The sequence below is a fragment of the Mycobacterium asiaticum genome (assembly GCF_001673315.1).
Classification (GTDB): domain Bacteria; phylum Actinomycetota; class Actinomycetes; order Mycobacteriales; family Mycobacteriaceae; genus Mycobacterium; species Mycobacterium asiaticum_B.
In genome coordinates this window covers 16,458-42,497 of sequence record NZ_LZLQ01000090.1, presented here as the reverse complement: position 1 = coordinate 42,497, position 26,040 = coordinate 16,458, and the positions used below count along the sequence as shown (strand labels likewise).

At 66.6% G+C, this 26,040-nt stretch carries 30 protein-coding genes and 1 riboswitch; of the genes, 18 read left to right on the top strand and 12 right to left on the bottom strand.

Going from position 1 to position 26,040, the window contains the following annotated elements; translation table 11 throughout:
• Positions 1 to 126: 126 nt before the first annotated feature.
• Together groL and A5636_RS13915 are read right to left on the bottom strand one after the other, a co-directional pair.
• Complete coding sequence (gene groL / locus A5636_RS13920; protein ID WP_065159227.1) at positions 127 to 1,752, bottom strand: chaperonin GroEL; 1,626 nt, start codon at positions 1,750 to 1,752, stop codon at positions 127 to 129.
• 149 nt (positions 1,753 to 1,901) lie between these two features.
• Positions 1,902 to 2,540, bottom strand: a complete 639-nt coding sequence (locus A5636_RS13915; RefSeq protein WP_253900591.1) for a TetR/AcrR family transcriptional regulator — start codon at positions 2,538 to 2,540, stop codon at positions 1,902 to 1,904.
• Between the two features lie 120 nt (positions 2,541 to 2,660).
• Here A5636_RS13915 and A5636_RS13910 point away from each other — a divergent pair, with 120 nt between their 5' ends.
• From A5636_RS13910 to moeA, 4 genes are all read left to right on the top strand, one after another.
• Positions 2,661 to 4,211 carry an FAD-dependent monooxygenase gene (locus A5636_RS13910; protein ID WP_065159226.1) on the top strand — a complete coding sequence of 517 codons (1,551 nt, stop codon included), beginning with the start codon at positions 2,661 to 2,663 and terminating at the stop codon, positions 4,209 to 4,211.
• A gap of 6 nt (positions 4,212 to 4,217) precedes the next feature.
• Entirely contained in the window at positions 4,218 to 5,288 is a 1,071-nt protein-coding gene (locus tag A5636_RS13905) for an alpha/beta hydrolase (protein ID WP_065159225.1), read from the top strand.
• Positions 5,289 to 5,363: 75 nt separating this feature from the next.
• On the top strand, positions 5,364 to 6,323 hold the full coding sequence (locus tag A5636_RS13900) for an SDR family NAD(P)-dependent oxidoreductase (RefSeq protein WP_065159224.1): 960 nt from the start codon (positions 5,364 to 5,366) through the stop codon (positions 6,321 to 6,323).
• Between the two features lies 1 nt (position 6,324).
• Positions 6,325 to 7,530, top strand: a complete 1,206-nt coding sequence (gene moeA / locus A5636_RS13895; RefSeq protein ID WP_065159223.1) for a molybdopterin molybdotransferase MoeA — start codon at positions 6,325 to 6,327, stop codon at positions 7,528 to 7,530.
• On the opposite strand, the gene A5636_RS13890 is transcribed toward moeA, so the two are convergent.
• On the bottom strand, positions 7,527 to 8,681 hold the full coding sequence (locus A5636_RS13890; protein ID WP_155763808.1) for an MFS transporter: 1,155 nt from the start codon (positions 8,679 to 8,681) through the stop codon (positions 7,527 to 7,529). The genes moeA and A5636_RS13890 overlap by 4 nt on opposite strands.
• Positions 8,682 to 8,808: 127 nt before the next feature.
• Between A5636_RS13890 and A5636_RS13885 the strand changes: the two genes are divergently transcribed.
• From A5636_RS13885 to A5636_RS13875, 3 genes are read left to right on the top strand one after another with little or no spacing between them, the layout of a single operon-like run.
• Positions 8,809 to 9,507 carry a phosphatidylserine decarboxylase gene (locus A5636_RS13885; protein ID WP_155763807.1) on the top strand — a complete coding sequence of 233 codons (699 nt, stop codon included), beginning with the start codon at positions 8,809 to 8,811 and terminating at the stop codon, positions 9,505 to 9,507.
• On the top strand, positions 9,504 to 10,364 hold the full coding sequence (gene pssA / locus A5636_RS13880) for a CDP-diacylglycerol--serine O-phosphatidyltransferase (RefSeq protein ID WP_065159220.1): 861 nt from the start codon (positions 9,504 to 9,506) through the stop codon (positions 10,362 to 10,364). Before A5636_RS13885 ends, pssA begins: the two co-directional genes overlap by 4 nt.
• Positions 10,361 to 12,526, top strand: coding sequence for an AAA family ATPase (locus tag A5636_RS13875; protein ID WP_065159219.1), 2,166 nt, complete (start codon positions 10,361 to 10,363; stop codon positions 12,524 to 12,526). Before pssA ends, A5636_RS13875 begins: the two co-directional genes overlap by 4 nt.
• Before the next feature lie 4 nt (positions 12,527 to 12,530).
• On the opposite strand, the gene A5636_RS13870 is transcribed toward A5636_RS13875, so the two are convergent.
• The gene (locus A5636_RS13870; protein WP_065159218.1) at positions 12,531 to 13,181 is read right to left on the bottom strand and encodes an LON peptidase substrate-binding domain-containing protein; all 651 of its coding nucleotides are present in this window, start codon (positions 13,179 to 13,181) and stop codon (positions 12,531 to 12,533) included.
• The gene (locus A5636_RS13865) at positions 13,171 to 13,797 is read right to left on the bottom strand and encodes a TetR family transcriptional regulator (RefSeq protein WP_065159217.1); all 627 of its coding nucleotides are present in this window, start codon (positions 13,795 to 13,797) and stop codon (positions 13,171 to 13,173) included. Before A5636_RS13865 ends, A5636_RS13870 begins: the two co-directional genes overlap by 11 nt.
• A gap of 21 nt (positions 13,798 to 13,818) precedes the next feature.
• Here A5636_RS13865 and A5636_RS13860 point away from each other — a divergent pair, with 21 nt between their 5' ends.
• A complete protein-coding gene (locus tag A5636_RS13860; protein ID WP_065159216.1) occupies positions 13,819 to 14,208 on the top strand; it encodes a hypothetical protein in 390 nt (129 codons plus the stop codon).
• Positions 14,209 to 14,271: 63 nt separating this feature from the next.
• Here A5636_RS13860 and A5636_RS13855 read toward each other — a convergent pair whose 3' ends face one another.
• Genes A5636_RS13855 through A5636_RS13840 form a run of 4 tightly spaced genes read right to left on the bottom strand, consistent with a single transcriptional unit; the run spans position 14,272 to position 16,998 of the window.
• The gene (locus tag A5636_RS13855) at positions 14,272 to 15,402 is read right to left on the bottom strand and encodes a glutamate--cysteine ligase (RefSeq protein WP_065159248.1); all 1,131 of its coding nucleotides are present in this window, start codon (positions 15,400 to 15,402) and stop codon (positions 14,272 to 14,274) included.
• A 37-nt stretch (positions 15,403 to 15,439) separates the two neighbouring features.
• Positions 15,440 to 16,159 (bottom strand): superoxide dismutase[Cu-Zn], encoded by a 720-nt coding sequence (sodC, locus tag A5636_RS13850; protein ID WP_065159215.1) that lies wholly within the window; start codon positions 16,157 to 16,159, stop codon positions 15,440 to 15,442.
• A gap of 38 nt (positions 16,160 to 16,197) precedes the next feature.
• On the bottom strand, positions 16,198 to 16,665 hold the full coding sequence (locus A5636_RS13845) for a LytR C-terminal domain-containing protein (protein WP_065159214.1): 468 nt from the start codon (positions 16,663 to 16,665) through the stop codon (positions 16,198 to 16,200).
• A 24-nt stretch (positions 16,666 to 16,689) separates the two neighbouring features.
• Positions 16,690 to 16,998, bottom strand: a complete 309-nt coding sequence (locus tag A5636_RS13840; protein WP_065159213.1) for a DUF3263 domain-containing protein — start codon at positions 16,996 to 16,998, stop codon at positions 16,690 to 16,692.
• Between the two features lie 254 nt (positions 16,999 to 17,252).
• Here A5636_RS13840 and A5636_RS13835 point away from each other — a divergent pair, with 254 nt between their 5' ends.
• From A5636_RS13835 to A5636_RS13820, 4 genes are all read left to right on the top strand, one after another.
• The gene (locus A5636_RS13835; RefSeq protein WP_065159212.1) at positions 17,253 to 17,849 is read left to right on the top strand and encodes a peptide deformylase; all 597 of its coding nucleotides are present in this window, start codon (positions 17,253 to 17,255) and stop codon (positions 17,847 to 17,849) included.
• Entirely contained in the window at positions 17,849 to 18,604 is a 756-nt protein-coding gene (locus tag A5636_RS13830; RefSeq protein WP_065159211.1) for a GNAT family N-acetyltransferase, cg3035/Rv0428c family, read from the top strand. The genes A5636_RS13835 and A5636_RS13830 overlap by 1 nt, the downstream gene beginning before the upstream one ends.
• A 23-nt stretch (positions 18,605 to 18,627) precedes the next feature.
• The gene (locus A5636_RS13825; RefSeq protein WP_172827235.1) at positions 18,628 to 19,434 is read left to right on the top strand and encodes an exodeoxyribonuclease III; all 807 of its coding nucleotides are present in this window, start codon (positions 18,628 to 18,630) and stop codon (positions 19,432 to 19,434) included.
• Between the two features lie 104 nt (positions 19,435 to 19,538).
• Positions 19,539 to 20,003 (top strand): hypothetical protein, encoded by a 465-nt coding sequence (locus A5636_RS13820; RefSeq protein ID WP_065159209.1) that lies wholly within the window; start codon positions 19,539 to 19,541, stop codon positions 20,001 to 20,003.
• Positions 20,004 to 20,264: 261 nt separating this feature from the next.
• On the opposite strand, the gene A5636_RS27875 is transcribed toward A5636_RS13820, so the two are convergent.
• On the bottom strand, positions 20,265 to 20,477 hold the full coding sequence (locus tag A5636_RS27875; protein ID WP_081287790.1) for an Rv1535 domain-containing protein: 213 nt from the start codon (positions 20,475 to 20,477) through the stop codon (positions 20,265 to 20,267).
• A gap of 63 nt (positions 20,478 to 20,540) precedes the next feature.
• On the opposite strand from A5636_RS27875, the gene A5636_RS13810 reads away from it, so the two are divergent.
• Positions 20,541 to 20,819, top strand: coding sequence for a hypothetical protein (locus A5636_RS13810; RefSeq protein WP_155763811.1), 279 nt, complete (start codon positions 20,541 to 20,543; stop codon positions 20,817 to 20,819).
• Between the two features lie 13 nt (positions 20,820 to 20,832).
• On the opposite strand, the gene A5636_RS13805 is transcribed toward A5636_RS13810, so the two are convergent.
• Together A5636_RS13805 and A5636_RS13800 are read right to left on the bottom strand one after the other, a co-directional pair.
• A complete protein-coding gene (locus A5636_RS13805) occupies positions 20,833 to 21,186 on the bottom strand; it encodes an STAS domain-containing protein (RefSeq protein ID WP_065159206.1) in 354 nt (117 codons plus the stop codon).
• A 91-nt stretch (positions 21,187 to 21,277) separates the two neighbouring features.
• Entirely contained in the window at positions 21,278 to 21,943 is a 666-nt protein-coding gene (locus tag A5636_RS13800; protein ID WP_065159247.1) for a PAS and ANTAR domain-containing protein, read from the bottom strand.
• Positions 21,944 to 22,093: 150 nt separating this feature from the next.
• A riboswitch (TPP riboswitch) is annotated at positions 22,094 to 22,203 on the top strand.
• Here A5636_RS13800 and thiC point away from each other — a divergent pair.
• From thiC to A5636_RS13775, 5 genes are all read left to right on the top strand, one after another.
• Entirely contained in the window at positions 22,195 to 23,820 is a 1,626-nt protein-coding gene (gene thiC / locus A5636_RS13795; RefSeq protein WP_065159205.1) for a phosphomethylpyrimidine synthase ThiC, read from the top strand. Its footprint overlaps the riboswitch before it by 9 nt.
• Positions 23,821 to 23,822: 2 nt before the next feature.
• Entirely contained in the window at positions 23,823 to 24,659 is an 837-nt protein-coding gene (thiD, locus tag A5636_RS13790; RefSeq protein WP_155763810.1) for a bifunctional hydroxymethylpyrimidine kinase/phosphomethylpyrimidine kinase, read from the top strand.
• Entirely contained in the window at positions 24,656 to 25,273 is a 618-nt protein-coding gene (locus tag A5636_RS13785) for an alpha/beta hydrolase family protein (RefSeq protein WP_065159203.1), read from the top strand. The genes thiD and A5636_RS13785 overlap by 4 nt, the downstream gene beginning before the upstream one ends.
• Positions 25,274 to 25,357: 84 nt before the next feature.
• Positions 25,358 to 25,582: a hypothetical protein gene (locus A5636_RS13780; protein ID WP_065159202.1), complete on the top strand. Its 225-nt coding sequence runs from the start codon at positions 25,358 to 25,360 to the stop codon at positions 25,580 to 25,582.
• Positions 25,583 to 25,623: 41 nt separating this feature from the next.
• Positions 25,624 to 26,007, top strand: a complete 384-nt coding sequence (locus A5636_RS13775; protein ID WP_065159201.1) for a hypothetical protein — start codon at positions 25,624 to 25,626, stop codon at positions 26,005 to 26,007.
• The last annotated feature ends 33 nt before the right edge of the window (positions 26,008 to 26,040 follow it).

Sequence of the window (26,040 nt, the reverse complement as noted above, 5' to 3'; positions counted from 1 at the left end):
CGCCGACTGTGACGCTAGCGTCACGCTCGGCGTCGAACGTGCGGCTAGCGTCACGTTCGGCGCGCGCGGCGCGACAAGCACGAAAAAGCCCGGCCCCACAAGGGAGCCGGGCTTTCTCGTACAGACTTAGAAGTCCATACCGCCCATGCCGCCGGTCGGGTCGCCCGCAGGTGCGGCCGCCTTCTCCGGCTTGTCGGCGACGACAGCCTCGGTGGTCAGGAACAGCCCCGCGATGGACGCCGCGTTCTGCAGCGCCGAGCGGGTCACCTTCACCGGGTCGGCCACGCCGGCCTTGAGCAGGTCCTCGTACTCGCCGGTAGCGGCGTTCAGGCCGGTACCTGCGTCGGAGTTGCGGACCTTCTCGGCCACCACACCGGGCTCCAGCCCGGAGTTGAAAGCGATCTGCTTCAGCGGAGCCTCGAGCGCCACGCGCACGATGTTGGCACCGGTCGCTTCGTCACCCTTGAGGTCCAGCTCGGCCAGCGCCGGAGCCGCCTGCAGCAGAGCCACGCCACCACCGGCGACGATGCCCTCCTCGACGGCCGCCTTGGCGTTGCGCACTGCGTCCTCGATGCGGTGCTTGCGCTCCTTGAGCTCCACCTCGGTGGCTGCTCCGGCCTTGATCACCGCAACACCGCCGGCCAGCTTGGCCAGGCGCTCCTGCAGCTTCTCGCGGTCGTAGTCGGAGTCGCTGTTCTCGATCTCGGCCCGGATCTGGCTCACCCGACCGGCGATGGCGTCGGCGTCACCGGCACCCTCGACGATGGTGGTCTCGTCCTTGGTGATGACGACCTTGCGGGCCTTGCCGAGCAGCGAGATGTCGGCGGTCTCGAGCGACAGACCGACCTCTTCGCTGACGACCTGACCACCGGTGAGGATGGCCATGTCCTGCAGCATCGCCTTGCGACGATCACCGAAGCCGGGGGCCTTGACCGCCACTGACTTGAAGGTGCCGCGGATCTTGTTGACGACCAGGGTGGACAGCGCCTCGCCCTCGACGTCCTCGGCGATGATCAGCAGCGGCTTGCCGCCCTGAATGACCTTCTCCAGCAGCGGCAGCAGGTCCTTGACGGTCGACACCTTGCTGGAAACCAGCAGAATGTAGGGGTCCTCCAGGACCGCTTCCTGACGCTCGGCGTCGGTGACGAAGTAGCCCGAGATGTAACCCTTGTCGAACCGCATGCCCTCGGTGAGCTCGAGCTGCAGGCCGAAGGTGTTGGACTCCTCGACCGTGATGACGCCCTCGTTGCCGACCTTGTCCATCGCCTCGGCGATCAGGTCGCCGATCGACTGGTCGCCGGCGGAGATGCCCGCGGTGGCAGCGATCTGCTCCTTGGTCTCGACGTCCTTGGCCGAGGAGAGCAGGGTCTGGGTGACCTTCTCCACGGCCTTCTCGATGCCCCGCTTGAGACCCAACGGGTTGGCGCCGGCCGCAACGTTGCGCAGGCCTTCCTTGACCAGTGCCTGTGCCAGCACGGTGGCCGTCGTGGTGCCGTCACCGGCAACGTCGTCGGTCTTCTTGGCAACTTCCTTGACCAGCTCGGCGCCGATCTTCTCGTACGGGTCCTCCAGCTCGATCTCCTTGGCGATGGACACACCATCGTTGGTGATCGTGGGAGCGCCCCACTTCTTCTCGAGTACGACGTTGCGACCCTTGGGGCCCAACGTCACCTTTACCGCGTCGGCGAGGGCGTTGAGGCCCCGCTCGAGGCCGCGACGGGCCTCTTCGTCGTACGCAATTGTCTTGGCCATTGCGAAGTGATTCCTCCGGATTGGGAATGACGGGTCGCCAGGGCGACCCCGTTACTTACGCTGGCCGGGCGCAGTGCCCGCGACGGACGACCAGACTGGCCTCACCGTCCCGACCTAGCACTCGCCGGTCGCGAGTGCCAAACTCATTCTTAGCACTCGCCTATGCCGAGTGCAAGAAAGGGGGGTGGCGACCATGGAGAACCGGGCGGTGTCAGGTCGCCGTCGACGTAGCGCTGCAGATTAGGACCCATCGCAGCTATTACCTCCTCCTCGCTCATCGAGGCAATCGGTTCGATCTTCCAGATGTAGCGCATCAGGCCGAAGCCCATCATCTGCGATGAGATGAGGCCACTTCGCACCAGGCGATCGCGCTCGTCGCTGCCGATGTGCGAGACACCCATCAGGCTGCTCGCCACCACGCGCCCCAACTTCTCCCGGGTGGTCTGCTCGTGCGCGGCGGTTTGCATGATGGCCCTAAGTGTGGGCCCGATCTCCTCGTCGGCCCAATTGGCCAGCAACACTTCCACGAGGGCCCTGCCGAGCTGTTCGGTGGGCGTGGTCCAGACCTTGGCGACGTTTTCCAGAAATTTCTGGGGTGGGTTCGTCGCGGCGTCGAGCAGCCCTTTTTTTGACCCGAAGTAGTGGTAGACCAGCGCAGGGTCGACGTCGGCGACGCGTGCAACCGCCCGGATGGTGGTCCCTGCCCAGCCGTTCTGCGCGAACTCGTCCCGCGCGGCGGCGACTATGCGGGCCGACAACACGCCCCGTTCGTCACGGGGACCAGGCATAACCGACTCCCTTGGCACGAGTTTCATCATAGCGTGAAATTCTTCTTGTGTTGAGACTAGTTTCAACGTAGCGTGAGACTCGCCAGAGTTTCAACACAGCGTGAAAAGGAAGCCACCTCGATGAACACCTCCCGAACCCCCGAAGTCCTGGTGGTAGGCGCCGGACCGGTCGGCCTGGTCGCCGGTTGTGAACTCGCGCGGCGCGGTGTGTCCGTGCGGGTGATCGACAAGCTCGCGCGGCCCACGGACCAGTCCCGGGCCATCGCGGTACACGCCCGCAGCCTCGACATGTTCGACCGGATGGGCATCGTCGACAAGTTGATGAGCACCGGCATCAAGGCCACCGCAATGCAGCTCTACGCCGGGAACCGCAGGCTCTTCCGGGTCCCGCTGGGCGGGGTTGACGGCGCGTTCCCCTTCACCTTGACCACCGCTCAGACGGAGACCGAGGCAGTGCTTGACGAGCACCTGCAGTCGTTGGGGGTGACCGTCGAGCGCGGCGTCGAACTCATCGCACTGGCCCAGCAGGATCAGGCAGCGCACGTCACGCTGCAGCACCCGGACGGGTCAACCGAGCAGGTCCGCGCAGCCTGGGTGATCGGAGCCGACGGCGGACACAGCGCGGTGCGCCGGCTGGTCGGTACCAAACTCGAGGGCCGCTTCGAAGGTGAACGCTTCCTGCTCGGCGACGTCGACGCCGAGCACCAGCTGGACATGGAGTCCATGCACACCTTCTTCTCACCCGACGGGCCGGTGGTGGTGCTGCCGATGCTGGCCGGCCGGATGCGGTTCCTCGCCCAGGTGCACGTCGCGCCCGGCACGCCGATCGATGCGACCCAGGAAGCACTGCAGGCCGTCATCGACCGGCGGATCGGGGGCATTCGCATAACGCGGTCACACTGGCTGACCAGTTTCGAGATCCGTCATGCGCGAGTGCCGGCGTACCGCTGGGGTCGGGTCTTCCTGGCCGGCGACGCCGCTCACATTCACAGCCCGGCAGGTGGCCAGGGCATGAACACCGGCATGCAGGACGCGTTCAACCTGGCGTGGAAACTGGCCGCGGTGATCGCCGGGGAAGCCGGTGACACCCTGTTGGACAGCTATGAGGCCGAGCGCCTTCCGGTCGCCGACAGCGTCATTGCCTTCACCGATCGCCTGACCAGGGCCGGCACCCTGTCCGGTCTGGCGAGCCGGGTTCGCAACACAGTCGTGCAATTGGTGTCCCATGTCCCTGCGGCGCGCCGAGCCATGGCGAACACGGCCGAGGAAACCAATCTCGTCTACCGCAACAGCCCTCTTGCGGTGGGCCGGCGCCCGCGCCGCGCCAAAATCGCTGCCGGCCAACATCTGCCACCGGTGCCCGACGCGGCGGTGCAAAAACAACTGGTCGCCGTACAGCACACCGGTCACGTGGTTCTCACTGTCGCCTCGGGTTGGGTCGCTCCGGCAGCCGCAGGCGTCGGTCACACCCAGGTGCTGGTGACCGGCAGCGACGGACCGGCCGCCGGTTACGACAACGTCATCACCGATCCCGAGGCAGTGGTGGCCCAGCGGTTCGGCCTCACTGACGGCGGGCGGGTCGTGATCCGCCCGGACGGCTACCTCGGTGCCGTTTCCTCCCTCGACGACACCACCACCATCGCCGGATACTTCAACGCGCTCAGGAGCTGAACAGCCATGTACACCTATGACATCGACGCCGCCGAGATGTTCATCGACCGCACCCACCAATTCGAGAAATTCGGCATTCCGCTCGCCGACATCGAACGAGTCCGCGCAGCGACCACCGATATGTGGATCGATGCCCCCGGCGGCTGGCCATATGAATGGTCCAAGCTTGCTCAGGAATACGCCGAGCGCGGCGACCACTACCTGGCGTCACTGACCTACGGCTGCGCCAAGTTTCCCTGCCTCACGGACGAGGCACGCGTGCGTGCCATGCGGAACCAGGTTGAGCAGTTCGAGCTGGCATCCAAGGATTTCCCGGTGGTCTTCGAGCGCCGCAACATCACAGTCGGATACCGGGGCGGCACGGTCGAGGTGCCGGTGCACCTGTACTCGGTCGACGGTGACTACGCGGCCCGGCCAGTGTTGATCGCCAGCGGCGGGGTGGACACCTGGAAGATGGACATCCATCCGTGGTGGGTGGGGTTCACTCTCAACGCAGACGTGACGACGCTGGCCTTCGACCACCCGGGCACGGGTGAGACGGCGATCCCGCTCGACGAGCACGCCGACGACGTGATCGCCGGAATCGCTGACTACGCCCGCTCGCTGGGTGACGGCCACGTCGCCCACCTGGGCGTCTCGTTCGGTGGGAACTTCGCCGCAATGTCCGGCCTGGCCGGCTTGGTCGACGCCGCGGTCGATCTGGGCGGACCGGTGGTCGATTCGTTCGAACCCGAGCACGCCAGGAACCTGCCGTTCGGCATGCACGACATCGTGGGCAACGCCATGCACTGGGACCACTCGCCCACCGTGGCCGAACTCAGTGCCGGACTGGCGCGCCTGAGCCGGCGCGACCTGCTTGAGCAGCAACGGAATTCGGCGATGCTGGTGATCAACGGCGCCGATGACTACTTCGTCCCCCAGTCGGACACGCTGGTTTTCCAGGGCCGCCCGAACACCGAGGTCCATCTGATGGAGGGCACCGGACACGTCGCAATGAGCAAGGCCCCCGAAGTGGTGCCGATGATCATCAGCTGGCTACGCAAGGTATTGAGCGGCGCCGACCAGAAGACCGCGTGAAATTTCGCGGCCATTACCTCTGCCGGCGCACGCGCCCGGGCAGGAGACCCTTCCGCGCTTGAGTATGTTCGGGCCATGGCCTTTCACGACCACAAAGACCACAAAAGCGACCACAAATGGGCGGTCGCCGACATCCCCGACCAGACCGGCCGCACCGTCGTCGTCACCGGCGCCAATACCGGAATCGGCTATTACACCGCCGCTGAACTTGCGTTTCGCGGGGCGCACGTGGTGCTGGCGGTCCGCAACCTGGAAAAAGGCAACGCGGCGCTGGCCCGCATCGTCGCCGCCGCGGGCCGCAAGTCCATCGATGTAGACGTGACGCTGCAGGAACTCGACCTGGGCTCGTTGGCTTCGGTGCGTAGTGCCGCCGACGCGCTGCGCGGCCGTTATCCGCGGATCGACCTGCTGATCAACAACGCCGGGGTGATGTGGACACCCAAGGGAGTCACCGCGGACGGCTTCGAGCTGCAATTCGGCACCAATCATCTCGGCCACTTCGCGTTGACGGGTCTACTGCTGGATCACCTGTTGCCGGTCCGCGGATCCCGGGTGGTCACGGTCAGCAGCCTCGCCCACCGGATGTGGGCCGCCATCCACTTCGACGACCTGCAGTGGGAACACAGCTACAGCCGGGTCGGCGCCTACGGTCAATCCAAGCTCGCCAACCTGCTTTTCACCTACGAACTGCAGCGCCGGTTAGCCGAAGCGGCGGCGCCCACGGTCGCCGTCGCCGCACACCCCGGCGGTTCCAACACAGAACTGGCCCGCAACCTGCCCAGGATTTTCGCGCCGATCAAGGCCGTGCTGGCACCGGTGCTGTTCCAGGGTCCCGAAAGCGGCGCATGGCCGACGCTACGGGCGGCCACCGACCCTGCTGTCGAGGGCGCGCAGTACTACGGTCCGGACGGCCTCGGCGAACAACGCGGGCATCCCAAGGTGGTCCAATCCAGCGATCAGTCGCACGACGCGGATCTGCAGCGCCGGTTGTGGGCCGTCTCCGAAGAGCTCACCGGCGTCGAGTTTCCTGTTTGATATGCGATCCGTCACCGAACACCAGCGCATCGTCGCCGAGATGATCCAGCGGCGTCCCGCCGTCGCAGTTGCCCTCGCGGACGCCCTGGGGCTGGCGCTGGCCGAAGACATTGTCGCGCCGCTGGCGCTGCCGGTGTTCGACAACTCGGCGATGGACGGTTACGCGGTGCGCGCCGAGGACACCGCCACCGCCACACCCGAGCGTCCGGTGGTTCTGCCGGTCACCGAGGACATCCCGGCGGGCCGCACCGACCCCCTGCACTTGCAGCCCGGGACCGCCCACCGAATCATGACCGGCGCGCCGCTGCCTGCTGGTGCGACGGGCATCGTGCCCGTCGAGGCCACCGACGGCGGACTGGCCTCGGTGCAGATCCGCCAGCATGCCGAACCGGGCAAACACATCCGTCGTGCCGGTGAGGACGTCGCCGCCGGCGCCACCGTGCTGCGCGCCGGGCAAGCGGTGACGCCCGCGACGCTGGGACTGGTGGCCGCCCTGGGTCTGGGCGCCCTGCCGGTGTTACCGCGGCAGCGGGTGCTGGTGATCTCGACCGGATCGGAACTGGTATCACCGGGCACCCCGCTGCAGCCGGGGCAGATCTACGAATCGAATGCCATCATGCTGGCGGGCGCCGCCCGCGAGGCCGGCGCCGACGTAGTCGCCACGCCCACCGCGGGCGACGACGTCGCGCAATTCAGCGCCGTACTGGACCGGTACGCGGGCGAGTCCGACCTGATCATCACCAGCGGCGGCGTCAGTGCCGGCGCCTACGAGGTGGTCAAGGACGCGTTCGGCCGAGACGGCGACCAGGGGGTGCAGTTCGTCAAGGTGGCGATGCAGCCGGGCATGCCGCAGGGCCTAGGACTGGTGGCCGGCATCCCGATCGTCACCCTGCCCGGCAACCCGGTGAGCGCGCTGGTGTCGTTCGAGGTGTTCATCCGGCCCGCGCTGCGCAACGCGATGGGCCTGCCCGACCCACAGCGGCCGCAGCGGACGGCGCTGCTCACCGAGTCGGTGACCTCGCCCCGGGGAAAGCGCCAGTTCCGTCGTGCCGTGCTCGACGCGGCCACCGGCCATGTCACCAGCTACGGTCCACCGGCCTCGCACCATCTGCGCTGGCTGGCGCAGGCCAACGCGCTGCTGGACATCCCCGAGGACGTGGTGGAAGTGCCGGCCGGGTCGCCGATGACGGTGTGGGATCTGAGTTAATCCCGGTGGAATTCGTCGGCCGCGTCGAAAGCCCGGCTGCCGGCGATCGCGACCGCGGCGACCAGGATCACCACCGGAATGCCCACCAGCGCCCCGCTCAGTCCGATCAACTGCGCCAGGTGTCCGATCAGCGGCGGCGACAGCAGGTAGCCCAGCCAACCGGTTGCGGCGACGATCGCAATGGCCGAACCGCGCCTGCCGGCTGAGTAGGCGGCACTGAACGCGGTCGGCACCAGCAGCGCAACGCCGGCGCCCAGGCTGGCGAACCCGATCACACTCAGCAGGGGGTTGGCGGTCGCCAGCGTCACGCTCATGCCTACGGCGGCGATCACCGCGAGCGTCGGAAGCAACCGGCGTGCGGGAACCCGCGAATGCAGTCGCATGGCACCAAAACGAACGATCACCATCGCCAGGGTGTAGGCCGCGTAGCTCAGGCCGGCAATGCCTGCTGCGGCGCCGACCACGTCGTGCACATAGATCGCCGACCAGTCGGCGGCCGCACCCTCGCACAGGAATGACGCGAACGCCACCGCTGCCAGGATCGCCACCGTCCGGTTCATCCAGCTACGCCCGCGCCCGTCGGCATCGGACCCGGTGGGGGCGGCCTCGTCGGCCATCAGGCCCCGGGTCAACGCGGCCCCGACGATCAGCACCACCACTCCAAGCACCGTCAACTGCGGCGCCAAGCCGATGCCGACGCTCACGCAGGCCGCTCCGATGGTCGCTCCGAGTAGGGCTCCCACGCTCCACATGCCGTGGAAGCGCGCCATGATCGGGCGGTGCGCGACGCGCTCGACCGTCCCGGCCTGGGTGTTCATCGCGACGTCCAGACCACCTTGGAACGTTCCCCAGAGCGCGAGCGCCGCGAACAGCCATCGGCCGGATGGAGCCAGGCCGACTGTCATCCCAGCGAAGGCGTAACCCGCCACCATGACGGGCACCACTCGGTGACTACCCCAGCGCGGCAGCGCCCAATGGCAACCCACCGTTGCCAGCACCGACCCCAGCGGCGCACCGAACAAGGCCGTGCCCAGCGCCGCGTCCGACAACCCTAAATGGGCCTTGACCTGCGGAATGTGCGCAGCCCACGACGAAAACACCACAGCATGAGCGACGAATACGGCGGTGACACCCAGTTTCGCGCGGCGCAGTCGTGCCGCGTCCAGAACGTCCGGCGGAATTGGAATCAGACTCCTCAGCCAAGCAAATCAGTTCTATGCGTTCCCAGGGCGGGCCAGAACGAACCCCCGTTGCGCGGCCTTCCGTAAGATGACCCGCGTGGCACGACGCCCTGGTTCTTCCGATGGTCCAGCACACTGGCTCGAGTTGGTGCGGTCCACCATTCCCCCGGTGCACCCGGCGGGGATCCCTTTCGTCTCCGCCGGCTTGGCCGTGGCCGCCGTGGGATACCGCCGCCGGTGGGTGCGGCGAGCCGGTCTGTTGGCGGCGGGGGCCTGCGCCGGGTTCTTCCGGCACCCGACGCGCGTGCCGCCCAACCGGCCCACCGCGGTGGTTGCACCGGCCGACGGCACGGTCGCCCTGGTCGATGTCGCAGCGCCGCCCGCCGAACTCGGCCTCGGTGACACGCCGCTGCCCCGGGTCAGCATCTTCCTGTCGCTGCTCGATGTGCACGTGCAGCGGGCACCGGTCAGCGGTGAGGTGCTTGCCGTGCAGCATCGTCCCGGACAGTTCCTGTCGGCGGACCTGCCCGAGGCCAGCGAGGCCAACGAGCGCACCAGCATGCGGCTACGCACCGCCAGCGGCGCGGAGGTGATCGTCGTCCAGATCGCCGGACTGTTGGCCCGGCGCATCGTGTGTCAGGCGCATATCGGCGACAAGCTGTCCATCGGTGAAACCTATGGCTTGATCCGGTTCGGCTCCCGGCTGGACACCTACCTGCCGACGGGCACGGAGCCGCTGGTAACGGTCGGACAGCATGCCGTCGGCGGCGAGACCGTACTGGCCGACCTGTCATGATCGACAAACCCCGCGTCCGGCGAACGGTCGATCTGCACCTGTTGCCCAGCGCCATGACGGTGCTGTCCATCTGCGCCGGTCTCACGTCGTTCAAGTTCGCTCTCGACCACAAGCCGATTCCCGCGATGGCTCTGATCGCCGCGGCAGCGATCCTCGACGCGCTGGACGGTCGGGTCGCGCGCATCCTCGACGCTCAGTCGCGCATGGGCGCCGAAATCGACTCCCTTGCCGACGCGGTGAACTTCGGCGTCATCCCTGCCCTGGTCGTCTATGTGACGATGCTGTCCGAGTGGCCGGTGGGCTGGGCGGTGGTGTTGCTCTACGCGGTGTGCGTGGTGTTGCGGCTGGCCCGGTACAACGCCCAGCAGGATGACGGAACCCTGCCGCCCTACGCGAAGGAATACTTCGTCGGGATGCCCGCGCCCGCCGGCGCGGTTTCCATGATCGGCACCATCGCCCTCAAGTTGCAGTTCGGCGAAGGCTGGTGGACGTCGATCTGGTTCCTGGCCCTCTGGATCACCGGGACGTCGCTGCTGATGGTCAGCGCGCTTCCGATGAAGAAATTCCACACCCTGGCCGTGCCGCCGAACCTGGCCGCGCCGCTGCTGGCGCTCCTGGCGATCATCGCTGCAGCCGCGGTCCTGCAGCCCTACATCCTGATCTGGGTGATCATCATCTCCTACGTGTGCCACATCCCGTTCGCCCTGCGCAGCAGACGCTGGCTGGCCAAACACCCCGAGGTGTGGGAAGACAACTCCAAACAACGCCGCGCCGCCCGGCGCGCGACCCGACGGGCCCAGCCGAATCGACGGTCGATGGCGCGGCTCGGGCTGCGCAAGCCGGGCAGGCGACTTTGACCGGAAGCAACCAGCTCGCTTTCGTCGCACGTCTGAACACCTCGGCCGTCGACTCGCGCCGCGGGGTGGTCCGCCTGCACCCGAATGCCATTGCCGCGCTTGGCATCCGAGAATGGGATGCGGTGTCGCTGACCGGGTCCCGCACCACGGCGGCGGTGGCGGGCATGGCCGCCGGCACCATCCCGTTCGGGACCGTCTTGCTCGATGACGTCACCCTGTCCAACGCCGGCCTGCGCGAGGGCACCGAGGTGATCGTCAGCGCGGTCACCGTGTACGGCGCCCGCACGGTGACGTTGCGCGGTTCGACGATGGCGATGCAGTCCATCTCGTCGGCCACGTTGCGGCTAGCCCTGCTGGGCAAGGTGATGACGGTCGGTGACGCGGTGTCCCTGTTGCCTCGCGATCTGGGACCGGGCACGTCCACCTCGGCCGCTACCCGCGCACTGGCGTCGTCGGTCGGCATCAGCTGGACCTCGGAACTGTTGACCGTCACCGGCGTGGATCCGGACGGCCCGGTCAGCGTGCAGCCGAACACGTTGGTCAGTTGGGGCAGCACGGCCGCCCGGCGCGGGAGTGACCCGGCCGCGCAACAGGTCAGTGTCGCGAGTCCGGACATTCAGGTCGAGGAACTCAAGGGTGCCCAGCCGCAGGCGGCCAAGCTGACCGAATGGCTCAAGCTGGCCCTCGACGAACCTCATCTGCTCAAGTCCCTGGGCGCCGGTACCAATCTGGGAGTTCTGGTGTCGGGACCGCCGGGCGTCGGCAAGGTGACGTTGGTACGGGCGGTGTGCGCTGGGCGCCGGTTGGTGGAGTTGGACGGACCGGAGGTCGGCGCTCTGGCGGCCGACGAGCGGTTGCAGTCGGTGGCCTCGGCCGTGGCGACCGTGCGGGACGGCGGTGGGGTGCTGCTCATCACCGACGTCGACGCGCTGTTACCTGAAGCCGCAGAACCGGTGGCGGCGTTGATTCTGGCCGAGTTGCGCGACGCGGTGGCCACCGATGGCGTCGCTTTGATCGCCACCTCCGCACGGCCCGACCAACTCGACTCGCGGCTGCGTTCCCCGGAGTTGTGCGACCGTGAGCTGAGCGTGCCGCTGCCCGACGTGGGAACCCGCCGCGCCCTGCTGGAGGCGGTGCTCAAGCCCGTCCCGACGGGAGATCTCGATCTGGATGAAGTGGCCGGTCGCACACCGGGTTTCGTTGTCGCCGATCTGGCCGCGCTGATGCGGGAGGCGGCGTTGCGCGCGGCGTCGCGGGCCAGTGCCGACGGCCAGCCACCGAAGCTGAGCCAGGAAGACCTGCTGGGTGCGCTCACCGTCATCCGGCCGTTGTCGCGGTCGGCCAGTGCGGAAATCAACGTCGGCAGCGTCACACTCGCTGATGTCGGCGACATGGCCGAAGCCAAGCAGGCCCTGACCGAAGCGGTGTTGTGGCCGTTGCAGCATCCCGACACCTTCTCCAGGTTGGGCGTGGACCCACCCCGCGGGGTGCTGCTCTACGGCCCGCCCGGGTGCGGAAAGACGTTTGTCGTCCGCGCGCTGGCCAGCACCGGACAGCTGAGTGTGCATGCGGTCAAGGGTTCGGAACTGATGGACAAGTGGGTGGGATCGTCGGAAAAGGCGGTGCGCGAATTGTTTCGCCGTGCCCGGGATTCGGCACCTTCGCTGGTGTTTCTCGATGAGGTGGACGCGCTGGCCCCGCGTCGCGGTCAGAGCTTCGACTCCGGGGTGACCGACCGGGTGGTGGCCGCGCTGCTGACCGAACTCGACGGCATCGACCCGCTGCGTGACGTCGTCGTGCTGGGCGCGACGAACCGGCCGGACCTGATCGACCCGGCGCTGCTGCGGCCCGGCCGGCTGGAACGGCGGGTGTTCGTCGAACCGCCGGACGCGGACGCCCGTCGCGAGATCCTCCGCACGGCCGGCAGAGCGATCCCGCTCAGCGACGACGTCGACCTGGACGCAGTGGCCGCCGGCCTGGACGGCTACAGTGCCGCCGACTGCGTGGCGTTGTTGCGCGAGGCCGCGCTGTCGGCGATGCGGCGCTCCATCGACGCCGCCGATGTGACCGCGGCCGACCTGGCCGCCGCCCGGGAGAAGGTACGGCCCTCACTGGACCCGTTGCAGGTGGAGTCGCTGCGGGCGTTCGCCGGCACCGGTTAGCCAACTACTCCGACAACTGGAACTCGATCATGGCCGCGACCGAGTCCACCGCTTCCAGCAGTGCGACCAACCGGTCGGCGGGTGACCCGGCCGACAGCACCGCGTACCGGTCAGCCGGGCCCATCGGGACCCGAGATGCCAAGGCGTACAGTAACTTTCCGATGTCGTCGGCGGTCCCTTCGGGATAGCCGAGCAATACGTCGCGTCCCGGCAGTTCGACGTCTCGTGCCGCTGCGATTCGCTCGAACAACGCCAGCACCCGATCCTCGAGGTCGCGGAACTGGGCAGCGGTCACGGGCGGTCCCGGCTCGTCCGGCCATGCTCGAACGCGGGCCCGCGGGTAGGGGTCGTCGGGCAGCCATTCGGCCACCTGGATGCGTTCGCCGATTCGGCAGTCCAGCGTGTACCGCCCCGCACCGGCGTGCACGTAATCAACGATCCGCGCCAGCGCACCGACATCGCAGCGGCCGTCGCCACCGCCCACTTCGCGGCCACGGGCGATCAGGACCACCCCGAACCGGGGTTCCGGACGGTCCAGGCAGTCCCGGACCAGGGCGCTGTAGCGGGGCTCGAAGATGCGCAACGGCAGGTCTTCGCCGGGTAGCAGCACGGATTCGAGTGGGAACATGGCCAGTTCGACCGGGTCACGATCCATTACGCGTCGCCCCCTCGCTACCTCCTGGCCCAATATAACTATGCAGCACCGCCCGGGCAGCGGCCGCGACGTCGTCTTCCAACCAGGCGGGCAGCGGGTCGTCGTAGGCGTGCCGCCGCACGACGGCGTACGGCAGATCAGATACGGCACGATTCACCGCGTCGACGGCACGCGGATCCGTGCTGGCGTAGAGCTGTTGCGCCAACTGCCGCACCCGTTCAATCAGCGGTGCGTTCATCGCTGCCAGGGTTTTATGGAACGCCGCGTCGGGTCGGCCATCGACCAGGTCGTCGGGTCGGACAGTCAGCAGCAGTCGCGCGTCCTCGGGCTGCTCCCGGGCGAATCCTATTGCCGCGACGGCCATTGCCACGGCCGCCGCCTCGGCGGTGTCTGCCGAGGCCGCAAGCGCACGAGTCTGGAAACGTTCCAGGGCGCGCAGCCACGCCGCGATCACCACCCCGTCGCGATTACCGAAGCGGTGATAGAGCGTGCCCGCGGGAGCTCCACTGACGCTGGCGATTGCCGCGACGCTCGCCGCGCGGGGGCCACCTGCAAGAACCAGCGCGCGCGTGGCGTCCAAAATCACATCGGTCTCATGCTTCCGCGGTGGCGCCACGTTCTAGTACGATCCTTCCATATGAAACGATTACCCTATATCGATGAGCATGCTATCTCCATCCACGCCCCGGCCCCTGCCGTGTGGTCGGCGCTGCTACGACGGATGTGTCGAAATCCGCAGGATCCGTCGACAGTGCCGTTCGGCTTCGTCCTCGACGAGGCCACCGAACCGCACCGCCTGGCGTTGCGGGGCCGGCACCTGTTCGCCGTCTACCGGCTTGTCTTCGAGCTAGACCCCGATGTCGATGGCGTCCGGTTGCGAGCCCTTACCTTCGCGGCCTTCCCAGGACTGCACGGCAAGTTCTATCGCGCACTGGTCATCGGAACCGGCGCGCACCGGGTGGTTGTCCGTCGAATGCTGAGGCGCATCGCAGCACTGGCAGATCGGCGAGAGCCGGCGGTGCCGTGATTCCGCACGCGTAGGTCGCGGTTCGGCCTGACCTGACCTGGCCGTGCGGGAGAGCGCCGGGCCCTAGATGTCCAACTCGGCAACGAGCGCGTCCACCACGGAACGCAAATCGCCATCGTGTTCCTCAGCGACCCGGCGCTGCCGCTGGTAGGACGCCCCGAGGCGCGGGATGTCGGCCACCGCCGCCAATTCGTCGGCGCACTTGAGGGATCTGGCGACGGGTTCCAGCCGGTTCAACACCTCGTCGAGATCTTCGGTGACCAATCGCTCGTTGCTGTCGGCATCCAGGATGATCACCGCGTCCAACCCGTACCGGGCCGCGCGCCATTTGTTCTCCTGGACATGCCAGGGCGGCATGGTCGGCAATGACTCATCGGCTTCCAGCCGGCGGTCCAGGTCCACGATCAGGCAATGCGTCAGCGCTACCAGGGCCCCGAGCTCGCGCAGGTTGGACACTCCGTCGCAGATCCGCACCTCGAGCGTGCCCAGATGCGGCGAAGGCCTGATGTCCCAACGCACTTCGTCGACGTGGTCGATGATGCCGGTCTTCTTCTGGTCGTAGACGAAGCCTTCGAACTCCGACCATTTCTGAAAGTGGAACGGCAGCCCCGCCGTCGGCAACTGCTGGAACATCATCGACCGGTTGCTTGCATATCCGGTGTCCTCACCACCCCACCACGGCGATGACGCCGACAACGCCAACAGATGTGGGTAGTGGTTGAGCAGTGCCGACATGATCGGCATCACTTTGTTGGCCGAGGAGATGCCGACGTGCACGTGCACGCCCCAGATCAGCATCTGCCGACCCCACCACTGCGTGCGCTTGATGAGCTCGGCGTAACGGGGCGCGTCGGTCAGTTTCTGGCTGGACCACTGCGCGAATGGATGAGTGCCCGCGCAGAACAGTTCCATGCCGCGGTCCCGGACGATCTGGCGGGCGGGACCCAACGTGCCCCGCAGATCTTCCATCGCCTCGCCAGCGTTCTCGCAGATGCCACTGACCACTTCGACCGTGTTGCGCAGTAATTCCTTGTGCACGCAAGGGTTTTCACCGATCTCGGCGATGACGGCGGTGGCCTCGTTGCTCAGGTCCCGGGTTTCGGCGTCGACGAGGGCGAACTCCCACTCCACGCCCACCGTCGGGCGCGCCGAACGAGCGAAGTCGATGCGGTTCGCCGCTCTGCTGGCCGGCAGGCTGCTCGGACCCTTACCCAGACCCTTACCCAGACCCTTACCCAGACCCAATGACACCGCACGCCACCCGCTTGCCGGCGTCACCGGTGGTCATCGTCGTCTCGTCAGGCCCGGGCGTTCCGTTGACCTGATAGCGGTCGGGGATGTTCGTGAAATTGTCCGCACCGGCGTGAATCATGATCGCGGTCTTGCTGCCGGCCAACAGGTCCTCGGCGGTGAAGCCGTCAGTGGTGGTCACTAGCATTCCCGCCCCGTCCTTGCGGACCTGCAGGGACGTCAGGTCGCCGCTGGCGTGTCCGCCGCTGGACCCCGGGACCGTGAAATGTCCGCCGGCGGAGAGGAAGTCACCTGGCGCGCCGCCGTTGGGCGCGACCGAATTGGGTTCACACTTTCCGACCTTGTGGATGTGCACGCCGTGGAAGCCGGGGGTGAGCACACCGGAGCCCGTCGTGGTGATGGTCACGGTCGCGTAGCCGTTGGCGAACTCGAACTTCGCCGTCGCGACCTCCTTGCCGTCGGGGCCCTTGAGCACCGACATCAACGTCTGCGCCGCGGCTCCCGCTTGCGGGCTCGGGGTGGCCTCCTGATGCCCGGAGGTCGCCGGCGCCGGGGTGCCGGTCCAGACCGACGGTGTGGTGCCCGGTGTCGTCGACGCTTGCTGAGGTGACGAGCACGCGCCTACCAGCGCAACGCAAGCGGCGGCGGACAGGGTGGACATGGTGGCGGCTGCGACATTGAGACCTGCGAGCTTAGGCATAGCGGAGAGCCTAGCCTGGCCGTGCGTCGAACTCAGGCTCAACCCGTCACCAAAACGATGACACCCGGCGGCTGCTCGGAAAGTGCCGGGATGCGCTTTTCGACCGGTGCGCCCAGCTTCTGGCCGACCGCGTCTGCGGTCGCCTTCTCGCCGTCGTCGTTGTAGTAGACGGTGGTCGCCGAGACATCCGGGACAGCCAGGTTGGTCACTTCGGTGACTTTGAATCCGGCGGCCTTCAGATCGTCAGCGGTGCGTGCGGCGATGCCCTCGCGCGAGGAGATGTTGTAGACCCGCACCTCGGCCTGGTTGGCAGCAGGCTTTGCGCTGCTCGATGTCCGCCCCGCGGTGGTGGACACGCTGGTCAACACCGACGTGTCGTCGTCGGCCTTCCCCGCCGAGTCCAGTGCCTGCCAGCCCAGCAGCAGGAAAATGACGCCCAGGAACAGCAGCACCATCACCATGGCCCGCAGTGGAAGACCCGAAGAATCAGGTACGCGCTCGTTCATCGAGCCAACTGTAGCTGGGGACGCTCAGGTCACTTCGAAGCCGAGGCGCCGCGCGGCCCGGGCTTTCTGGCGGCTGGCACGTAACCGCCGTAACCGCTTCACCAGCATCGGGTCGGCCGCCAGCGCCTCAGGCCGGTCAACCAGGGCGTTGAGCACCTGGTAGTAACGGGTAGCCGACATCGAAAAGAGCTCCTTGATGGCGTCTTCCTTCACCCCGGCGAACTTCCACCACTGACGTTCGAAGGCCAGGATGTCGTGTTCGCGACGAGTCAGGCCATCGACGATCTCTGACGCGTCCCCCGCTTGATTTGCCCGCGCCATCGCGCTGTCCATATCGCTTCCCCTGGACCCTTCCGGCGAAAACTCGAATGACTCGAATGACCATGACCTACATAGGGGCAAATGTTGTGCGCGAATATTGAAACACGCCTGATTGTGTTCGACCGGAATCCAGCCCCGCGCGTCGGCTGAGTTGTTTCGCCTGTCCCAAACTGCGTAGCAGGCAGACGCATATTGCGGGTCCCCTCCGTCGCCTTGGTCACACTTGGATGTCAGGCCGGGCCGCGCTCCCCTTAAGCTAGCCGACCATGGCCGTCGTACCCATCCGCATCGTGGGAGATCCAGTCCTGCACACCCCGACGACGCCAATCGCGGTCGGCGCCGACGGATCTCTGCCAGCCGAGCTGCCTGAACTCATCCAGACCATGTACGACACCATGGACGCCGCACACGGAGTCGGCCTGGCCGCCAACCAGATCGGGCACGGCCTGCGGCTGTTCGTCTACGACTGCTCCGACGACCGCGGCGAGACGAAACGCCGCCGCGGAGTCGTGATCAACCCGTTGCTGGAAACCTCCGAAATCCCCGAGACCATGCCGAGCGCCGGGCACGACGACGACGAAGGGTGCCTGTCGGTTCCCGGCGAATCCTTCCCAACCGGTCGCGCCGACTGGGCACGTGTCACCGGACTCGACGCCGACGGTAGCCCGGTCAGCATCGAAGGCACCGGATTGTTCGCACGCATGCTGCAGCACGAAACCGGCCACCTGGATGGCTTCCTCTACCTGGACCACCTGATCGGCAGGCACGCCCGCGCCGCCAAGCGGGCGGTCAAGTCGCACGGCTGGGGGGTTCCCGGGCTGTCCTGGCTACCGGGCGAGGGGCCCGACCCGTTCGGTCACTGATGATTTCCTGGCCGGCCTTCGGCACGCGGGTGACGCTTCGATACCGGCGGCCCCCCGGGTCGGTCCCGCCGCTGACGGACGCGCTGGGCCACCTGCTGGCCGTCGACCCCGCCGTGCGGGTGCGGACGAAATCCGGCGTGATCGTCGAGGTGGCGCCCGCCGACGTAGTGGCGCTGCGCATCCTGACCGACGCACCCGTGCGTACCGCTGACATCCGGGCCCTCGAGCACGCTGCCGCAGCGGCCTGGCCCGGCACCGAGCACGCCTGGCTGGAGGGCTGGCTGCTGCGCGCACACGGAACTACGCTGGCTGCCAATTCAGCTATGCCGCTTGATATTTCGGCCTCGGTCCGCGCAGTCCCGGCGATCATCCGCTGGTATCTCGACCGCGGTATGACGCCACGCCTGGCGGTTCCCGACCGCTTGCTGCCGACGCCACCGGAATCGAGCCGCGAGAGCGTCGAGCAGGTTCTGGTACGTGACATCGGGCCGCGCGAGTTCGACCCTTCTATCGGTCCGAATGAAGGTGAGCAGGTCGCAGTAACCGATGCGCCCGACGGCACTCGGTGGGTGGCCCTGTCGGCCATGCTCGCCTGCGATGCCGAGCGGTGTGCAGCGGCACTGGCCTGGGGCGCGAGTCGCGGCGCAACCCGCGCGCACCTTGCCGTGCCGGACGGCGATTCGCCCACGCCGGCACAGTCATTGGGCTTTCGTTTGCACCATCGTCGGCGGTATGTCCTGCCATCTGTGAGTTAGGAGAACCCATGCCCGATGGCACGCTGCGGCTGGCCACCTGGAACGTGAATTCGATCCGCAGCCGTCTGGACCGCGTCGTCGATTGGCTGCAGCGCGCCGAGGTCGACGTGCTCGCCATGCAGGAGACCAAATGCTCGGACAGCCAGTTCCCGACTCTGCCGTTCTTCGAACTCGGCTACGAGGTGGCGCACGTCGGTTTCAATCAGTGGAACGGCGTGGCGATCGCCTCCCGTGTCGGCCTCGACGACGTGCAGGTCGGCTTCGACGGCCAGCCCACCTGGAGCAGCAAGCCCGACGTGGCCGCGGCATCCGAGGCGCGCGCCCTGGGCGCCACCTGCGCCGGTGTGCGCGTGTGGAGCCTGTACGTCCCGAACGGCCGTACCCTCACCGATCCACACTACGTGTATAAATTGGAATGGCTTGCAGCGCTTCGTGATACAGCCGCAGGCTGGCTGCGGGACGACCCGACCACCCCGATCGCGCTGGTTGGCGACTGGAACATCGCGCCCACCGACGAGGACGTCTGGAGCACCCAGTACTACCAGCACAGCACGCACGTGTCCGAGCCGGAGCGACAGGCGTTCCGCGCCATTGTCGATGCGCAATTCACCGATGTAGTAAGGCCTTTCACGCCCGGCCCGGGGGTTTATACCTATTGGGACTACACCCAGCTGCGCTTCCCCAAGAAGCAAGGTATGCGCATCGATTTCATCCTCGGCTCGCCGGCGCTAGCCGCACGCGTCGCCCACGCGGAGATCGTCCGGGAGGAGCGGAAAGGCAAGGCGCCGAGTGATCACGCACCAGTTTTGGTCGACCTGCGTACCACCTGATTCGCGCCCGCAAGGTTGGGACCTCCTGTGAACCGCATTGCCCATTCTGGTGAAGTACGCAGCAGCGGGGTATACAGGCAGGAGAGTCAAGCCAGGGAGTCATCATGGGTGTCGTCGACGGAGCGGTGCGCGGTATAGGTCGAACGGTGAGTCGGGCGGCGACCGCGACGACGGCGGCCGCCGGCGCCGTCGGCGGCGCGGCGGTCAATGGCATCGTCGGCGGTGTCAAGGGCGCGGCCGAGGGCATCCAACAAGGGATCAGCACCGGCACCAAGTCGACTCCAGCGGCCGCGCTGGCCCTCGGCGTCGTCGGCGCTGCGGGTCTCGTCGAGTGGCCCATTCTGTTGGCTGTCGGAGGCGGTGCGCTGTTACTGCGCAAGATGAGTCACGCACCCCAGCAATCCGCACAACCGACTCCGGCGAAGCTCACGGCGGTGCCCGCCGACGAGACTCCGCCGGAAACCCCCGCGCCGCGCAAAGCCCCCGCGAAGAAGGCGCCCCGCAAGACAGCCGCCAAGAAGACCGCCGGCCGACGGGCCGGCACGAGCAACCTGCGTAGCACCAACTAACAGGTGGCGATCGGTACCTTTTGACCATTGTCATTTCGATAAAGCAGTTGCCGCTAAGCGCTTTCGCGAGCATCGGGGTGCGCGGCCGGGATGACGGCGGTGACCCGCGCACACCGCTGCACGACCATTGCCGTGTGGTCGATTACGCCGAAAGGTGTTGTCAAACAACAGGACTCGCCTACCGGTCAGTACCGCCACCAGAGGCGATCGCCGCCGCCGGTTCCCTGCCGGCAATGCGCACGTTGATCAGCGCGCCGGTGATCAGCCAGTTGCTTGGCGGTACCCCACTCGACGCGAGCGTGGCGCTGCCGCCCGATCGACATCCTGCGACGTACCACGAGGTGCATTGGCCGTCGTCGCGACCTCGAGCACCCCGACGCGCCACAGGAGCGCATAAAGCTCGGTCAAAGGGCCCTTCAGCAACGCAGCGAACGACGAAACCAGTGGGTCAGCCGGGTGATCTGTCGTCGTCATATACCTGAAGGTGACCGGTTCATCGGGCAGAATGGCAAACCCTTCGTTACTGAAAGGCAAATGATGGCGGAAAAGAAGACGCGCCGTGGCACCTCGCAGCGCGACGCGGTGGACACGATTCGGGAGGGTCAGACCTTTGCCATCAACCTCCCAGTCGTAGGCAAGGTAGCCGTACCCAGGCCCGAGCAGCTTGCCTATTACGGTGGTTTGGCAGCGCTTGCCGCGTTTGAACTCATCGACTGGCCGGTGGCGTTGGTCATCGCCACCGGACACCTGCTGGCCAACAATCACCACAATCAGGTCCTGGAGGAACTCGGCGAGGTGCTGGAAGACGCCGAGTAGGCGATGCGCCTGGTCAGCGGCCCTGCACCGCGTCGGGCACCGTTGGATAGATCTCCAGGATTCGGTCCAACTCAGTCACCTGGATCGGCTGCAGGACCTCCGGATGGTCGGCAACCAGCCGTACCGAGACCCCGGCGGCCAGTCCGTCCTCGTGACAGTCAAGCAATGCGTTCAGGCCGGCGCTGCCAAGCAGCTTTACCTGTTGCAGATCGACGATCACCAGGTGCGCCGGGTGGCCGGCCGCGGCGTCCAGCGCATCTTTGAGCCGAACGATCAGCCGTTCGACGCTATTCGAATCGATATCCCCGGTCGCAAGTACGACGACCGCGTCCGGACGCGACTCGCACGCGACCTCCCGCAGCTCCATCCCGTGTTACCCCGTGTATGTGTGTCAGGTTCGGCCGGACGCGAAAGCTCGGAAGCCCGATTCCGCTGCCTCGCCGTCCTGGGTACTGAGCCTAACCCGCTGGTGAGGGGGTGGATTCGTCAGGGATGCGTTCGTGCACCGTCAACAACAAGTGGTCGAACTGACCCTGCGCGGCGGTCGACGGATTCGGCAGCGACCTGACCTCCTCCAGCAGTTGCTTGGCCAGCGCGCGCAGCTTGGTGTTGCTCTCCTGGGATCGCCATTGCAGCACGCGAAACGCCTGCTCAGCGGTGACTCGGTAGACATACATCAACACGCCTTTGGCCTGCTCGATCGCCGCTCGATTCTCGAACAGGTCCGGCAGCGCTTCGTCCAGCATTTCCTGGCGTGCCTCGTCGAAGGTGTCGGTGAGGTCGATGTAGTGCCCGGCGGTCCCCAGCACCGCGCCCTCGTCATCCAGCATGCGGTCCGCCACCACGATCGCGTCATGCACCTGGCCGCGGGTATCGATGAACCGGTGCCGGCTGGAAAACGACTCTCCGGACCGCAACGCGTAGTCCAGCAGATCCTGCACGTGCGCGCGGTCCTCCGGATGCTTGTGCGACAACAGTAGTTTCGTGGTCGGTTCCACCGCTCCGGGCTCGTAGCCGTGCATCCGGGCCACCTCGTCGGACCATTCCCAGCGCTGGCCGACGAACCAGAACCGGAAGCTGCCCACATTCAGATAGGGGCGGGCTGCGGCGGGCAGAACGGGAATCTGCGATCCCCGGTCGTCCTGCTGGGCCTGGGGGTGCTTCGAGCTGGGCTGCACCGAGAAATCATCCCATCTGCCATTTGGCCTGCCAATCGCCACGGCCGAGACCTCGCATGCCGAGGCCATGCTGCGCTAGCGTTAGGGACACCACCAACAAAATGACGCGGGAGCGCATGCCTAGTGCGCTGAGAGGACGGCTGGGGCCGTCGACCGTACGAACCTGACCGGGTAATGCCGGCGTAGGGAGATGCAGGATGACCGTAACCATTGAACCGTCTGTCACCACCGGGCCGATCGCGGGCAGCCACAAGGTCTATCGCGACGTCGACGGGATGCAGGTGCCGTTCCGGCGGGTGGACCTGTCCACCGGCGACCACTTCGACCTGTACGACACCTCCGGGCCCTACACCGACCCGAACGCCGTGATCGACCTGGCGGCCGGGTTGCCGCCACGTCCCGGCGTGGTTCGCGACCGGGGCACCCAGTTGCAGCGCGCCCGCGCCGGCGAGATCACCGCCGAAATGGCGTTCATCGCCGCGCGGGAAGGCATGTCCGCCGAACTGGTCCGCGACGAGGTCGCGCGCGGCCGCGCAGTGATCCCGGCCAACCACAACCACCCCGAAAGCGAGCCGATGATCATCGGCAAAGCGTTCGCGGTCAAGGTGAACGCGAACATCGGCAACTCGGCCGTGACGTCGTCGATCGCCGAAGAGGTCGACAAGATGGTGTGGGCCACCCGTTGGGGCGCGGACACCATCATGGATCTGTCCACCGGCAAGAACATCCACGAAACCCGCGAGTGGATCCTGCGCAACTCCCCCGTCCCGGTCGGCACCGTGCCGATCTACCAGGCGCTGGAGAAGGTCAAAGGCGACCCGACCGAGCTGACCTGGGAGCTCTACCGCGACACCGTGATCGAGCAATGCGAGCAGGGTGTGGATTACATGACGGTGCATGCCGGGGTACTGCTGCGCTACGTGCCGCTGACCGCCAAGCGCGTCACCGGAATCGTTTCCCGCGGCGGGTCAATCATGGCCGCGTGGTGTCTGGCACACCACCAAGAGTCGTTCCTATACACCAACTTTGAGGAACTCTGCGACATCCTGGCCCAATACGACGTCACCTTCTCCCTCGGTGACGGTCTGCGGCCGGGCTCCATCGCCGACGCCAACGACGCCGCGCAGTTCGCCGAACTGCGCACCCTCGGCGAGCTGACCAAGATCGCCAAAGCCCATGGCGTGCAGGTGATGATCGAAGGTCCCGGGCACGTCCCGATGCACAAGATCGTGGAGAACGTGCGCCTGGAAGAAGAGCTGTGCGACGAGGCCCCGTTCTACACCCTGGGTCCGCTGGCCACCGACATTGCGCCGGCCTACGACCACATCACCTCAGCGATCGGCGCTGCCATCATCGCCCAGGCGGGCACCGCCATGCTCTGCTACGTCACTCCGAAAGAGCACCTCGGCCTGCCGGACCGCAAGGACGTCAAAGACGGCGTGATTGCCTACAAGATCGCCGCGCACGCAGGCGATCTGGCGAAGGGACACCCGCACGCGCAGGAGCGTGACAACGCTTTGAGCACCGCGCGTTTCGAGTTTCGGTGGAACGACCAGTTCGCATTGTCGCTGGATCCCGACACCGCACGGGCATACCACGACGAGACGCTGCCCGCTGAACCTGCCAAGACTGCGCACTTCTGCTCGATGTGCGGACCGAAGTTCTGCTCGATGCGCATCACCCAGGATGTCCGCGACTACGCTGCCAAGCACGGGCTGGAGACCGAAGAGGACGTCGAAGCCATGCTCGCCAGCGGTATGGCCGAGAAATCCCGCGAGTTCATCGAGCACGGCAACCGGGTGTATCTCCCTATCACGCAGTGACTTTGCCATCTTGGTTCCTGCCTGTGCCACCGGCAGGGGCTACACCGTTGCGGGTGTTGAGCATTGCCGGGTCCGACTCCGGCGGCGGCGCCGGCCTACAGGCAGACATGCGCAGCCTCGCCCTACTGGGCCTGCATGCGTGTGTGGCTGTTACCGCCGTAACCGTGCAGAATACGTTGGGCGTCAACAGCTTTCATGAAGTGCCCGAAGACGTGGTGGCCGGCCAGATCGAGGCGGTGGTCACCGACATCGGTGTCCAGGCCGCCAAGACCGGAATGCTGGCATCGTCGGCCATCATCGACGCGATCGCCCGCACGTGGCGACAGCTGGAACTGACGGTGCCGCTGGTCGTGGACCCGGTGTGTGCGTCCATGCACGGCGATTCACTGTTGGCCGACTCGGCGCTGGATTCGCTGCGGACTCAACTGTTTCCGTTGGCCACGGTGGTGACACCGAATCTCGACGAGGTGCGACTGCTGGTAGGCATCGATGTAGTCGACTCCGATACCCAGCGTGCGGCAGCCAAAGCACTGCACGCCCTGGGTCCGGCCTGGGCGCTGGTCAAAGGTGGGCACCTGCGATCGGCGGACCGCAGCTGTGACCTGCTCTATGACGGCGCCGACTTCTACGAGTTCGACACGCCTCGACTGTCCACCGGCGACGACCATGGCGGCGGCGACACCCTGGCCGCTGCGATGGCCGGTGCGCTTGCGCACGGGTACCCGGTGCCCGACGCAGTCGCGTTCGCAAAGCGCTGGGTTACCGAATGCCTGCGTGCCGCTTACCCATTGGGCGGCGGTCACGGACCTGTGTCGCCGCTGTTTCGGCTCCACCGATGAACCTGGACGCGATCGGCGGGGTCGCGCACCGGCCCGAAGGCACTCCGCGCGGCGTCGTGGTACTCACCCACGGCGCCGGGGGCAACCGGGATTCCCCTCTGCTGCAACGGGTTTGCGACGAGTGGGCGCGGTGTGGCTGGTTGGCCGTACGCTACAACCTGCCCTACCGCCGGCGGCGGCCAAAAGGCCCACCCTCCGGCTCTGCCGCTACCGACCAGGCGGGAATCGTGGCGGCAATCGACGCGTGCCGAACCCTGTCTGACGGGCCACTGATCGCTGGTGGACATTCCTACGGCGGACGACAGACGTCAATGGTGGTGGCCGCGAACCAAGTCGCCATAGACGTGCTGACGCTGTTCTCCTATCCGCTCCATCCGCCCGGCAAGCCAGAACGTGCCCGCACCGAACATCTGCCGAATATCACCACACCGACGGTCTTCACCCACGGCACCTCGGATCCGTTCGGCACCCTCGCCGAATTACGTGACGCGGCCGCACTGATCCCAGCACCCACCGAGATCGTCGAGATCACCGGAGCCCGACACGACTTGGGGTCTAAGACCTTGGATGTCCCTCGGTTGGCCGTGGCGGCGGGACTGCGCCTACTCCCCTGACTTTTGCCTTCCCGGCTACCAACGCACCGGAACCTCCATTAACATATGGGATACCAGGGGTGGTCCGATGTTGGGGCGGGACACATGTTGACGTTGATTCGCCGGGTGCTGAGCTATCAGTTGGCAGTCGGCCGACTGTTAGCTATCGGAATCGTCGTCGGTACGCCGTACCTGCTGGTAGGGGCGATATGGTCGAACACCCACACCGAGCATCTGCGCGAGTTGCACAGTGCCGACATGGCGGTTTCCTATCTGGGATCGGTGGTGTCCTGGCCAGTCCTTCTATTCTCGGACGTGTGCATGACCTGATTATTGACCGTCAAATCATCCGTTAACATCGTGGAGAAGATGTGACTCACCGTCAGATATACATCGGGATCGCCGGCCTGGTCCTGGCGCTGATCGGTGCTGGGGCTCTTTTGTTTCCGGTCTACCTGGATCAGTTCGACATCTACGGCATGAAAATTAACTGCGGTAACGGCATCGGCACCGTGATGGTTCAAACACAGGTCGAGGGCGAGACCGCGCAACGCTGCGGCACCGCCTTGCTGGTCCGGCGTTTGTGGGCGATTCCCACCCTTGTCCTGGGGTGGCTCCTGGTCACCGGATTCCTGGTGATGTGGGTGCGCGACGGGCAACGGGAGCCTGACCCCGCCGCGGAGCCACCGCACTACGTCCCACACCCCGAAATCGCCGGACCCACCACCAGGCGGTGGAACGAAGGGGCCTCCTAGTTACGACGGGTAGTCACGCCGGGTAGTTAAGCC